This is a genomic window from Lawsonibacter sp. JLR.KK007, from assembly GCF_036941135.1.
GTDB lineage: Bacteria > Bacillota > Clostridia > Oscillospirales > Oscillospiraceae > Lawsonibacter.
This window is the reverse complement of sequence record NZ_JAYWSY010000002.1, coordinates 1,277,041-1,289,102: the sequence shown is the minus strand read 5'-3', so window position 1 is coordinate 1,289,102 and position 12,062 is coordinate 1,277,041. Positions and strand designations below refer to the sequence as shown.

The window sequence follows — 12,062 nt, the reverse complement described above, 5'->3', positions numbered from 1 at the left end:
TGTATAACGGCCCACAGTGCCCCCAGGGGGGACAGGAGTATTATATCCCTCCCCCCTCCAAATATCAACACTGAGGAGGAATTTTTATGGACAGAAGACCAAGCTATGATGAATGGAAGGAATGTCTCCTTCCATTCCTGGCGCAGATCCACAAGCGATCAGCCCGCCGCAAGCTGTGCCGCATGCACAAGGACGGCCCGGTCAAGGAGAGCAAGATACAGTGCCCTGGCGAGGCCGGGGGGACCATGCTTGCCACTATTAGCGCCGATTCGCTCAAATTCTGGCTGGTATACCCTGACGGCAGCAGCTTGTTTATGGAATCCAATGCCGCCGGGAATACGGTCCAAAACATCAGGCGGCCCCCAGTCGGGCCGCTGTGCTGAGGGGAGGTGCAGACATATGGAACTGACACAAGCACAAGCGGAACTGGCCAGGCTGGAGTTTATCGAACTTATAAGAGAGGCCCAGGCTCGGAATGACGGTAGTTTTCTTGCTGTCTCTGTCCTTCTCAGCATGGATCATGACTGTCCCAGTGTATTGGACGGGTACACCACTGAAGACTACCAGAAAGCAATCCAATCGCTCCAGCGTGCCATTACGACATCTCCAGAGCGCAAGCCAGCTTATCAGGAGGTCATCGACTATATCAACGCAAATTTCCTGAATGAGGGGGTAGTTGCTGATGGGTAACCTTACGACAGAAGAAATGTATGCGCTGCTTACGCCTGAAAACAAACAGAAAATCAGCCACCTTGTAGGTGAGCTATTGGAGCAGCAAAGGGAGGAAGAGCTTAATGGATGAGTCCCACAAAAAGGCTCAGGCAACACGGGAGCGCAATCTAGCCGCACAGGCGGCCCTGAGCGAGGAACGTGTATCGTCTAAGCGGGCCGCCCGGCTGGCCCTGCAGCGGGTGACAGAGAACCCGGACGCTACACCGGCGGAACTGCTGGAGGCGGCACGGCTCCTTGCAGAGCTGACACACTAGATCAGGATACCGGCAACGGGGCCGGGATGGCTGTAAGGCTGTCCCGGTCCTTTCCCGCTCCAGGAGGAATATCCCCGCTCAGTTGGAGCGGGACCACCGCCGTAGGGCTCGCTGGCTAGACGCAGGATCAGACACTCACCCTCGCTGCGAGGCGCACTCAGGGCCGTCCTGGGGCCGCCCTGGGGCTTTTCTGCTCCACGGGGAGGTATCCCTGCCCAGCTGGAGTAGGACCGGCCACCGGAGCAGCCATGGGACTTGCTGGCTAGGCGCAGAATCAGACACCCGCCCTCGCTGCAAGGAGCACTCAGGGCCGTCCTGAAGCCGCCAGGGGACTCCCGCTCCAGGGGAAGGCATCCCCGCCCGGATGGAGCAGGACCAGCCCACCGGAGCCGCCGTGGGGAAAAAATCTTCCACGCAGGGGGACGTGCGGTCATCAGGGCAAGGCCCCAAAACTTTCCTAATCTGGGGGGGAGGGGGATGCACAGCTGAGCCGTGCCGTGCGCATGTGGCCCGCATACGCTCGCACACCCCTGCGCCCAAGCATCCCGGCAGGTTGGCCTTTCATTTCTACACATTTTCGCTATGTTTTGGGCTGTTTTGCAACCTGTTTTTGGACATGACAAAGCCGCTCCAACGCACATATGCGTCACGGCAGCGCGCGGACACGAGGTTTTCTCCCTTGTCCTGGACCCACCCGATACGCGCCGAAGCGGGATTTGGCATTTTCCGAGGCGGGGGGTGGCGCTGCTGCAACCCCAGTATACAACCGGAAGGGCATTAGCCGCAAGGCTTAGGGGTAATTTCTACATCGCCCACAGGGAGAACTTAATATCCCCACCAAGTCCCAACCCTGCCCACAGGCAGAGCATTTTTCCCTTTCCATCGGTAAAGGCTACAGTTTGCCCCGGTCGATCAGTTCCCGGCTGTCTGGTTGTGAATCATCCTCCTTCTGGTCGCTGTTTTGGCTGGCTCCATGGCGGAAATAAGATATATACTCGTAGCTCCCATAGCTTGTTTCCCAAAAATCTCTTTCGCACTGCTCACAGCCTTCCGGCACTTCCAGTCTGGCGGTCTTGCTGTGTTCCCGGCATGTCATAACAACGATCCGTTTGAGATTGGTCGATGTACACCAGGCTCTGGCACTGTTGGGCCGGTCTTTCCACCCGCTGATCAGATACCCGGCCAGAGCATCCGGACTTGAATACTCGGTGTCTTTTATCCGTTTGATATGCACGTCACCCCATGGCCACAGGCTTTTAATCGTCTCCCAGTCCTCCGGTCCCACTGCGTTAATAAGGCTGTGAACGTGCCAGCGCACCCTTTCGGTGTGATGCGGAGCATAGATGTACCACGTCTCTTTGCCTTGCTTCATCCTTGTTGTGCGGAACATATCATAAAATTTTCGCACCCTCTCTTGAAGCTCCGCATAGGTGGCCGGTAAATTCTCTGGGGAGAATGTCGGAGTAATAAACAGATCATCAGGGCCAAAGTTTCCTCCAATCAGCATAGCCAGCTTGATTTTTGCATTGTTCTGATTGACCCGCTCCTGGGCCTTGCTGGTTGCCTTGGACTTCTCCGCCCTGGCTATGGGCTTGTCCTGCGGCTCCGGGCAGCTGTAGAGACATTCCCGGACGTAGTCTCCGCACTCTAGCTTTTTATATCTTTTTGCCATTGACCTCTCCCCTATGCAGAAAGCCGCCAACCGTCCGGATACTCCGGACAGGTCAGCGGCTCTCTGGCTCATGCTGATCAGATATTTACTTCTCCAACCGTTCGCCGACATCTCCGACAAAAAATCGGGAAATGTTCTGCTCTCGTGTCCCGCCGTATCTGGTGGAGCGGTAGCTTACAGCATGGACAACAAATCCATAGTACACCATTACGTTCTCGGACCACCGCACACCACACCCTCCAGGTCGTACCCGTCTCCGCCGAATCCATATAGGTGATCTCCATCGGGACCATACACCTCGACCCGACAAAATCCGTCCGCTTCCCTCTCTCCATACCGGAGGCCATACGGATCGAAATACAAACCAAAATCCGTGCCGGAATCCAGCGTGCCGGAGCAGCCGAAATATGCGCCCTCCCGCTGTGCAAGACGTATAAGCTCCCGCCTGGCGGTGATGTCCTCGATGTGGTCCACAAGGCGCAAGGCCCCTTCCTCCAGCCGAGAGAGGGTGGCATGGCTAAGTCTCCTACTCACGCGTTCACCCCCTCGTCATCCAGCCCCCCAAGCAGGCCACCGGTATGTGCACCACTTTCTCCGTCCAGTTTGCGGAGCAGGGCTGGAACATTGATTAAGTACACGGTGCCCGATTTAACATGAGGCACAGAACCGTCCCGGACCCCCCGCCGCAAAAAATATGTAGACAGTCCAGTGTTACGGGCCGCGTCTGTTATTTTCTGGAAGGGAGCATTTGCGTTTGGTCGTGTCATTTTTTTACCTCCTCAATTTCCCTGTCGTCACTTGTTGACAGCCGTATTTTTTTACTGTATAATCATCTTGACTGGATTATTATACATCCACGACGTGTGACTTGTCTATAGGAATAAAGTAAAATATTTTCCTATAACAGAAGTGATGTAGGAAAATATTCCGGTTCTAGGAGGCGATAGTATGGAAGAATTAGCGGTTACTCTTGCAGAACGTTTGAGAAAGTTACGACAAGATAGGGGCTTGACCATTTTAGGATTAAAAGCGGCCCTAAAAGAAAAATACGGTATAGACATTTCTGGAGAAAGTCTAACAAATTATGAGGTTAAAGATAGTAATCACTCGAAATATGGCAAGAATGAGGGGATGAATGTAAAATATTTACGTTGTCTCGCAGATTTCTACAATGTAAGCACTGATTATCTTTTAGGGCGAACCCTTGTAAGAACAACAGACACAGAGATTCAAGCCGTTTCAAATTATACTGGTCTCTCCCATAGGGCAATATGGAGATTACACAGCGGTATGAGCAAAGATGAAATTAAGGTTTTTAATTTGTTTCTTGATGATTCACTATTTTGGTTTGCGCTTCATGACATTGTTCAGTTGAAGGAGATATATAGCCAGGCCACGCAAGACAACTCTATCGCAGTGAAAGAACAATCTTTTCCAATAGACCGTGATTTTTATATAAGCATTAAGAGATATATGATAGATGATTCTCTGCGAAGGGCAGTTGACCTGGTACTGAAAGGAGGCTTTGAGAATGCCATCCATCAAGAAAATGACCACAAAGGCGGGTAAAGAGTTTTACCTCATCCGGGCCAGCCGGGGCCGTGGGACCGCCCCACTTTCTACTCGCTGGTATCCGGAAGAATCATGGAGTCCTCGCTATGTGGAGCGGGAGCTGAAGAAGTACGCTGCGGAGTTTGAGCGAAAGGTCCAGGCCGGGGAGATCATCAGCCGGGCGGAGCAAAAGGAGCTAGAACAAGAGGCGCAGCGGGAAGCGGCGAAGATTATGACGATCCATCAGTATGCAGAAGCTGTCTTTATGCCCACTAAGACAGTCACCATGAGTGAAAACAGCCGGTATACTTATCAGGGCAACCTGGAACGCTGGATATACCCCGCAATTGGTGATCTGAAACTTCCCGATGTGACCCAGGCCCATATATCCGCACTGCTGCTGTCGATGCAATCGAAGGGGAAAGCGCACTCGACCTGTATTATGGTCTATAGTATTTTGAACTCCTTGTTTAAAATGGCTTACATGGCTGATGTGATAACCCGAAACCCCATGGATAAGGTAGTGCGCCCAAAGCCCCGAAAAGGAGAGGTTCAGCGATCAGACGTAGAGGCGTACACCCCCGAGGAGGTACAGAAAATACTTTCCGCATTGGATCAGGAGCCGTTAAAATGGCGTGCTGTGCTTATGCTGCTGATAGATACCGGCATCAGGCGCGGAGAATGCCTGGGCCTCCAGTGGAAAGACGTGGACTTTAAAAAGAACACAATCACCATAGCCGGAAATCTCTGCTATACTCCAGACAAGGGCGTTTACCTGGATATCCCCAAGACCAGCAGGACACGGACAATAGATGTGGACCCCGATGTATTGACCCTTCTGAAGTTGCTCCGAACTGAGCAGGCCAGCAAGGTTATCAGTTCCTATGTCTTTACCCAAGAGGGAAGCTCGGCCCCATTGCTGCCCAACGAACTTAACTGGTACATGGACAAGCTGTCTTCCAGGTACGACATTCCCCATTTTCACCCCCACAAGCTTCGCCACACGTTTGCCTCGATAGCGATCACCAGCGGAGCCGATGTAGCTAGCGTGTCTGAGAAGCTTGGCCACAGCAACAAAGCATTCACCTTGCAGATGTACACCCACGCAAACCAGGAGAGCATGAAACGGGCCAGTCAGATTTACCGTGAAGCACTGAAAAAGGCTGGACAGGGTTGACCTGTCCAGCCTCGTTTTTTGAAGGGCGTATGTCTTTTTGTATGTCTTTTTTTGTTGCACAGGGATTTGGGAGAAAAAGTAAAAACCTTAAAACGCTTGTGGCTCTAAGAATACGAGGTGTGATTTTCTCAAGAACGGCTTATAGTTGATATAATTAAGAATTATGTCAACGCTTCTGCCCGCCCGGCGGGACGGGCAGAAGTACCGGTTCCGTTACAGGGTCTCCTCCACCAGCTCCCACACCTGCCGGGCGGACAGAGCGTCACAGCGGTAGGAGACCACGGTGCCGTCCGGGTGGAGCACCTCGAAGGAGTAGGTCATCCCGCCGGTGTCGTGCTCCCTGCCACGGGCCTCCACCAGCTCCAGAGACATGTCCTCCGCCCGGAAGGCGGGGTCGTTCACCGTGTCCCAATATTCCTGGGGCACGCTGTCGCACCAGGGGATGGGGTAGAGCCTCAGATCGTAGGTCTCTGGCCGGGCGGGGTCCGCCAGATTATAGGAGTGGTTTTCGCCCCGGTACACAGCCACCTCCACATTGTCATACCCCTGGTTCCAGCGCACAAAGAGCATATTCTGGGCACCCTCCTGATAGCTGAGGCGGCCATAAAATTCCCCGTAGCCGGAGGGTTCCGCTGTGGGCAGATAGGGGGCGAAGTCCGCCTCCTGCCGGGCCTGGGCCAGGGTGTCGAAGGTCTCCTCCCGCCAGGCGGGGATCGCTTCGTTGATCATCAGATGGTCCAGGTACAGCCCGCCGCCGTCGGTCAGGGCCTGACGGACAAACAGGGCGTTGAAGGTCTGGGCCCCGCCCAGGTCCATGTTTCCATCCTGCTCATATTCCGCCCTCATCAGGCTGTTCCGGTTAACAAACCGGACACCGATGTCGTTTTTGGACATAAACTCACTGCCGCAGATATAGTCGTCCTGGCCGTCGCCGTCCCGGTCGTAGACCTGGCTCCAGCCGGCGACCTCCACTCCGTTGAACTCGCTGAGTTGGTCCTCGCGACTCAGGTCGACGGAGCAGGTGAAGGGCAAGTCTCCTGGGCACAGCTCCAGCTCAAAGCTGGCCCGGCCCTTTTCCCCAAAAATGGTCAGCTTGGCAAGCTGGCCCTGACCGTCATACAAGGCGTGGGCATGGATGGTATAGCCATCCCAGAACAGCATCCAGGGCAGGTCCCCCTGCTCCGTCTTGGGGTGGTCCGCCTGGGGCTTGCCCTCTGGCCCCCAGAAGATGGTCTGGATGTCCTCCTTTGCCAGGTCCACCGTGAAGGCCCCCGGCATATAGGCCCGGGAGAGAGCCATGTCAGGGCTTTCTGTCTGGTCTGGATACTCGATGCCCGGGATCATGGGAAAGGCCAGTTTTCCTTTCATTCCAGAGTTGCTGACCACAAAGCTGGTTTCCCAGTCGCCCGGCTGGCTGACATCGGTCTGAAGCGGCTGGTCCTCTGCGGTCGGGACGTTGTCCAGTGTGATCTGACTGCCGGACTGTGCCGGAGCGGGAGCAGGGGCCGGGGACAGCTTCCATACGCCCGCCGCCACAATCAAGGCGGTGCAGGCAGCTAAGGCCCCGATAGGCATCCACACGGGGCTGGAGGCTTTTTTGCGTGCCTCCAGATGGAGCAGCGTTTCGTGGGCAGCAGAAGAAAGCTCCTGCCGGTCAAAATACGAATTGTAATATTTCATAAAGAAACTCCTTTTTGTCGCGTCTAATTTGCTTCGATCAGCTTCCGCAGCCTGCCTCTGGCCCGGGACAGGCGGGAGCGGACCGTCCCCGGACGGCAGCCCAGCATTTGGGCGATCTCATCGGTGGAGCAGCCCTCGTAGTAGTGCAGGTGGATGACGGCCCGGTCCTCCGGCGGCAGGGAAAACAGCTCCTCCAGCTCCTCGCGCTCCTCCGGGCCGGGGGCGGGCAGGGTTTCCGGCAGAGGGCCCACCCGCCGCCAGGCCAGACGCAGGCGGCTCCGGCAGCCGTTGACCAGCACCCGCATCAGCCATGCGCCGGGGTGCTCCAGATTGTCCGGGGCCTTTTCCAGATAGCGGAGAAAGGCGTCCTGAACGGCGTCCTCCGCCTCCTGGGGATCGCCCAGGATGGCCAGAGCCGCCCGGTACAGGCGGGTCTCGTTCTGTGTGACAAGCGCTTCCCAATCCACCGGCCGGTTGGATCTCTGGGACATGGGGATCACCTCCTTTTGTCTATATAGACGTTTCAAACAGGAGAATTGTTGCGGTCAAAAAGAAGAAAGGCCGCCCGCAGGCGGCCCTTCCATTAAAAAATCATATCCCGTGAAATCTCCGACAGGGAGTGGACCCCGCACATGGCCATGGTGTCGGCCAGCTCGGCCTTGAGCTGATCGGTGAGGACCTTGACCCCTTCCATCCCGCCGCCGTAGACGGCGGTGACATAGGGCCGGGCCAGGATGCAGGCGTCAGCCCCCAGGGCCAGGGCCTTGCACACGTCCACACCGGAGCGGATGCCGCCGTCCACCATGATCACCATCTGGCCTTTGACAGCGTCCGCGATGGCGGGCAGGACCTCGGCGGTGGCGGGGACGCCGTCCTGAACGCGCCCGCCGTGGTTGGACACCACAATGCCCGCCGCTCCGGCCTCCAGGGCCTTCTTGGCCCCCTTGACGGTCATGACGCCCTTCAGGATGAAGGGCACCCCGGCGTACTCGATGATCTCCCGCAGCTCCGCCGCCGTCTTGGACCCGGCGGGGGGATTGAGCCCCTTGAGGAAGGGCAGGCCGGCGGCGTCGATATCCATGGCGAACATCTGGGCGCCCGACTCCTTGGCCTGGTCCAGCTTGGCGAAGAGGGTGTCCCGATCCCAGGGCTTGACGGTGGGGATGCCCTTTCCGCCGTTGGCGCCGATGGCCTTAGCGGCGGCGGCAAAGACAGTGGGGTCAGCGCCGTCGCCGGTGAAGGCGGCGATGCCCGCCTGGACGCAGGCGGGGACCAGGATTTCGTTGTAGCCCTGGTCGGTGAGGCGGTCGCCGTAGTGGAGCTTCACCGCCCCCACCGGTCCGGCAAAGACCGGCAGGCTGTAGGTCTGGCCGAACAGGGTGAAGCGGGTGTCCACCGGGCCGTTTTCGCAGATGGTATCCATGTTCAGGCATATGTCCTGCCAGGCGTCGTAGTTCCGGGCGGCCACCGTGCCGGTGCCCTTGGCCCCCGGACCGGGCATGGTGTTTTTGCAGGCCCGGCCGTTGCACACCGGGCAGGCTTTGCAGTATGGGCCGCTGCAGGTGCGGGCGGCCTCTAAAATCTCCTGATAGGTCATCGGTACCCCTCCTTATTTCTCTCCTCAAATCATACCGTTTGCCGGGTGGTTCGTCAAGAGGAAAAACTGCCCGTTCCTGCCTGCGGCATTTTAACAAAAGCTTCACAATTCCCGCCTTGACAGGCTGTGCAGTCCAGAGTATAATGCATGACAGCCTGTCATAATGCGACAACCTGTCATAGAGGAGGGAGCTCATGCCGACCAGTACCTTTTTCCGATTGCCGGAGGAAAAACGGGCCAGGCTGATCGAAGCCTGCTGGGCAGAGGTGTCCCAGGTGCGCTTCAGCGAGGTGTCCATCAACCGCATCATCGCCGCCGCCCACATTCCCCGGGGCAGCTTCTACCAGTATTTTGAGGACAAGGAGGATCTGATCCACTATTTGCTGGAGGATATGCGGGAGTATTTTATTGCTCTCCTGCGAGACATCCTGATCGAGGCGGAGGGGGACATATTTGCCTTTCCCCTGCTGGCCTATGACCGGTTTATGAGCGTGCAGGGCGGGACTGACCCCATGCTGACCCTGTTCATCGGCATACTGCGGATGAACAAGGGCATTGATATACAGAGCTTTATCGGCGGTTCCACGCCCTGCGCCTTTCTGCCGGAGCTGCTGTGGGATGTGATCAACGTCAATAAGCTGCGGCAGCCGGACAGGGAATATGCCGACCATGTCTTCCACCTGGCCTGCGCAGTGCTGGCCTTTGCAGTGGCGGAGTCCCTGTGGGACCCCTCCCGGCTGACTCAGATGCGGGAGACGCTGCAGATACGAATGGAGCTGCTCCGCTACGGCGGGGCGGCGGAGAATTATAAGGAGGTGGCCATATGAAACAACGGACCCTGGCCCTGCTGGCTGCGGCGGCCCTGGCCCTGTCTCTGCTGGGCGTTACGGTCCTGGCGGCGGAGGAAGACCCGTCCGAGCCCGATGTTCCCGCCCTGCAGGCAGAAGAGTCCCAGACCCAGCCGGAGGAGGAGCCGTCCGCGGAGCCGGAGGAGGCCGAAACCGAAGGACCGAAGGAGGGGGAGGAGGGCGCCTCTGAGGAACCCCCGGCGGAGGAATACATACCGGACCCGGTGGGGTCCATCTCCTTCGCCAACGTGAACCGCCGGATGCACGAGGGCAATCTGCAGGTGCTGGCCCTTCAGGAGAGCATCGATATGCTGGAGGAAATCGACTATGACAAGCTGAAGGAGGACCTGCGCCTTCAGCTTAACGAAATCGCCAAGGCCCAGTGGAGCATGGTGATGATGTCCGGGTACATGAGCGACTATGAGTACCACAGCGCCTACGACCAGATGGACCAGGCCTACGACGCCGTCCGGAAGCAGTTCGACGCCATTAAGGAGGGGGACATGCAGGAGGACAACGCCGACACCGTCCGCCAGCTGAAGAGCCTGCAAAATCAGATCATCATGGCCGGGGAGACGACCTATATCGCCCTGGCCGCCATGGAGCTGCAGGAGAACGGCCTGGAGCGCCAGCTGGTTGCCCTGGACCGTCAGCTCACCGAGCTGGACCTGCGCTATGAGCTGGGGCATATCTCCTCTCTGACCCTGAAGCAGGCGCAGGCGGGCCGGTCGGCGCTGGACAGCGGACTGTCCACCCTGCGGATGAACCTGAACACGTATAAGGGCCAGCTGGAGCTACTACTGGGAGCGGATATCACCGGGACCATAGCCCTGGGTCCCCTGCCCAAGGTCACCCAGGCGGACCTGGACCGCATGGACCTGGAGCAGGACCTGGAGACCGCGAAGGAGAACAGCTGGGACCTGTATCAGGCCACCGAGACCTACAAGGATGCCCGGAAGGAGTACAACGACCACGGCGGCGACTTTGCTCAGACCTACAATGGGGAGAAACGCTCCTATCAGCAGGCGCGGCACACCTACTACACGGCGAAGTACACCTATGACAACACGGTGCAGAGCTTTGAGCTGAACCTGCGAAATCTGTATCTGAAGGTCCAGGACTACAGGCAGATCCTGGACGCTTATAAGACTGCCCTGGCCGTGGAGCAGGACAACTACGCCGTGTCCCAGCTGAAGTACAGCCAGGGGAACCTGTCCCAAAACAGCCTCTTGGAGGCGGAGGACAAGCTGAAGGAGGCCCAGGAGAAGGTCGCAGGCGCGGAAAACGATCTGTTGTCCGCCTATAACACCTACCGCTGGGCCGTGGACTACGGAATCATGAACTAAAGGAGGCCGACTGATGAAGCAAAAGCGAATTTTTTCCCTCGCGCTGGCCGCCGCCCTGGCCCTGAGCCTGACCGCCTGCCAGTCCGGAGGAGGGGAGAGCAGCTCCCAGGACAGTCCCGCCGCCGGTGTAGCGGTCCAGGTCCAGGAGGTGACGGTGGATACCATCTCCACCGAGAACAAGGTGTCCGGCCGGGTGGTCACCGACGGACAGGAGTCTGTCTTTGTGGCGGCCCAGACCCAGTGTACTGCTCTTTTTGTGGAGGTGGGGGATTCGGTCACCGCCGGACAGACCCTGTGCACGCTGGATATGGCCAGCACCCTGTCCTCCTACAGCGCAGCCAGCATCAGCTACAACTCCGCCGTCCAGAGCTACCAGGACCAAGCCGCTATCTTCGACAAGCAGATCGCCCTGGCGGAGAAGAATGTCAGCGACCTGCAGGCCCTGTTTGAGATCGGCGCTGCCTCCCAGCTGGAGGTGGACCAAGCGGAGCTGTCCCTCCAGTCCGCCCAGGCCCAGCGCACCGCCACCCTGGCCCAGCTGGAGGCGGGGATGCAGAGCTACAAGTCCAATGTGGAGCAGCTGTCTGCCGTGCTGGAGAATGTGGACAGCCAGGGCAATGTAATTGCCCCCATCTCGGGCACCATCATCGCCCTGAACGCGGCGGAGGGCAGCTATGTCACCCCCTCCGCGCCAGTGGCGGTCATTGACGGCGTGGACCAGCTGGAGGTGTCGGTCTCCGTCTCGGAGGCCCTGGTGCCCAAGCTGGCCGAGGGGGATGAGGTGGACGTGTCCATCAGCGCCCTGGGTAAGCAGCTGGTGGGGTCCATCAAGAAGATTGAGAACACCGCCAGCATGCAGACCAAGCTGTATAATGTGACCATCTCCATCCTGGAGGATGTGGAGGGCCTGATGTCCGGCATGTTTGCCGACGTCTCCTTCCGCACCGACACCTCTGCCGACACCATTGTCATCCCGACGGAGGCCATCCTCACCAGCAACGGCGCTCAGTATGTCTTTGTGGTGGACGGCATCGTGGAGGGCCGCGGCACCGCCCGCTATGCGGCCATCGGCACCGGCTTGACGGGCAGCGGCGTCACCGAGGTGACCTCCGGCCTGGGAGCCGGCGACATGCTGGTGACGGTGGGGCAGGCCTATCTGTCGGACGGCGACGCGGTGCGCATCGTGACTGGGGAGGACTGAGGCC

Annotated in this window: 15 protein-coding genes; 8 read left to right on the top strand and 7 right to left on the bottom strand. The window is 58.1% G+C overall.

The genetic code is table 11. The features are described from left to right. Nucleotides 1–86: 86 nt before the first annotated feature. The 3 genes from VV088_RS16245 (at nt 87) to VV088_RS16235 (ending at nt 986) form a co-directional block, all read left to right on the top strand. On the top strand, nt 87–383 hold the full coding sequence (locus tag VV088_RS16245; protein WP_334600879.1) for a hypothetical protein: 297 nt from the start codon (nt 87–89) through the stop codon (nt 381–383). Nucleotides 384–399: 16 nt separating this feature from the next. Then, nucleotides 400–690 carry a hypothetical protein gene (locus tag VV088_RS16240; RefSeq protein ID WP_334601762.1) on the top strand — a complete coding sequence of 97 codons (291 nt, stop codon included), beginning with the start codon at nt 400–402 and terminating at the stop codon, nt 688–690. A 104-nt stretch (nt 691–794) separates the two neighbouring features. Beyond that, a complete protein-coding gene (locus VV088_RS16235) occupies nt 795–986 on the top strand; it encodes a hypothetical protein (RefSeq protein ID WP_334600881.1) in 192 nt (63 codons plus the stop codon). 892 nt (nt 987–1,878) lie between these two features. On the opposite strand, the gene VV088_RS16230 is transcribed toward VV088_RS16235, so the two are convergent. The 4 genes from VV088_RS16230 to VV088_RS16220 form a co-directional block, all read right to left on the bottom strand. Further along, nucleotides 1,879–2,658 carry a rolling circle replication-associated protein gene (locus VV088_RS16230; RefSeq protein ID WP_334601761.1) on the bottom strand — a complete coding sequence of 260 codons (780 nt, stop codon included), beginning with the start codon at nt 2,656–2,658 and terminating at the stop codon, nt 1,879–1,881. A gap of 77 nt (nt 2,659–2,735) precedes the next feature. Then, nucleotides 2,736–2,927 carry a cysteine-rich KTR domain-containing protein gene (locus VV088_RS22835; protein WP_442913180.1) on the bottom strand — a complete coding sequence of 64 codons (192 nt, stop codon included), beginning with the start codon at nt 2,925–2,927 and terminating at the stop codon, nt 2,736–2,738. Beyond that, on the bottom strand, nt 2,866–3,192 hold the full coding sequence (locus VV088_RS16225) for a hypothetical protein (protein ID WP_334601760.1): 327 nt from the start codon (nt 3,190–3,192) through the stop codon (nt 2,866–2,868). Before VV088_RS16225 ends, VV088_RS22835 begins: the two co-directional genes overlap by 62 nt. Beyond that, a complete protein-coding gene (locus tag VV088_RS16220; RefSeq protein ID WP_334601759.1) occupies nt 3,189–3,425 on the bottom strand; it encodes a hypothetical protein in 237 nt (78 codons plus the stop codon). The genes VV088_RS16225 and VV088_RS16220 overlap by 4 nt, the downstream gene beginning before the upstream one ends. A 181-nt stretch (nt 3,426–3,606) precedes the next feature. Here VV088_RS16220 and VV088_RS16215 point away from each other — a divergent pair, with 181 nt between their 5' ends. Continuing rightward, nucleotides 3,607–4,227: a helix-turn-helix domain-containing protein gene (locus tag VV088_RS16215; protein WP_334601758.1), complete on the top strand. Its 621-nt coding sequence runs from the start codon at nt 3,607–3,609 to the stop codon at nt 4,225–4,227. Further along, nucleotides 4,190–5,386, top strand: coding sequence for a tyrosine-type recombinase/integrase (locus VV088_RS16210; protein WP_334601757.1), 1,197 nt, complete (start codon nt 4,190–4,192; stop codon nt 5,384–5,386). The genes VV088_RS16215 and VV088_RS16210 overlap by 38 nt, the downstream gene beginning before the upstream one ends. Nucleotides 5,387–5,599: 213 nt before the next feature. Here the strand turns inward: VV088_RS16210 and VV088_RS16205 are convergent, their stop codons facing one another. The 3 genes from VV088_RS16205 to VV088_RS16195 all read right to left on the bottom strand — a co-directional run bounded on the left by VV088_RS16205 (nt 5,600) and on the right by VV088_RS16195 (nt 8,663). Then, nucleotides 5,600–7,066, bottom strand: coding sequence for a hypothetical protein (locus VV088_RS16205; RefSeq protein WP_334601756.1), 1,467 nt, complete (start codon nt 7,064–7,066; stop codon nt 5,600–5,602). Between the two features lie 23 nt (nt 7,067–7,089). Then, nucleotides 7,090–7,557 carry an RNA polymerase sigma factor gene (locus VV088_RS16200; protein WP_334601755.1) on the bottom strand — a complete coding sequence of 156 codons (468 nt, stop codon included), beginning with the start codon at nt 7,555–7,557 and terminating at the stop codon, nt 7,090–7,092. A gap of 92 nt (nt 7,558–7,649) precedes the next feature. Beyond that, nucleotides 7,650–8,663 carry an alpha-hydroxy-acid oxidizing protein gene (locus VV088_RS16195; protein ID WP_334601754.1) on the bottom strand — a complete coding sequence of 338 codons (1,014 nt, stop codon included), beginning with the start codon at nt 8,661–8,663 and terminating at the stop codon, nt 7,650–7,652. 194 nt (nt 8,664–8,857) lie between these two features. Here VV088_RS16195 and VV088_RS16190 point away from each other — a divergent pair, with 194 nt between their 5' ends. The 3 genes from VV088_RS16190 to VV088_RS16180 are packed head-to-tail and all read left to right on the top strand — an operon-like array spanning nt 8,858 to nt 12,058. Then, a complete protein-coding gene (locus VV088_RS16190) occupies nt 8,858–9,490 on the top strand; it encodes a TetR/AcrR family transcriptional regulator (RefSeq protein WP_334601753.1) in 633 nt (210 codons plus the stop codon). After that, nucleotides 9,487–10,857, top strand: coding sequence for a TolC family protein (locus VV088_RS16185; protein WP_334601752.1), 1,371 nt, complete (start codon nt 9,487–9,489; stop codon nt 10,855–10,857). Before VV088_RS16190 ends, VV088_RS16185 begins: the two co-directional genes overlap by 4 nt. Nucleotides 10,858–10,870: 13 nt before the next feature. Beyond that, nucleotides 10,871–12,058: an efflux RND transporter periplasmic adaptor subunit gene (locus VV088_RS16180; protein WP_334601751.1), complete on the top strand. Its 1,188-nt coding sequence runs from the start codon at nt 10,871–10,873 to the stop codon at nt 12,056–12,058. Nucleotides 12,059–12,062: the final 4 nt, after the last annotated feature.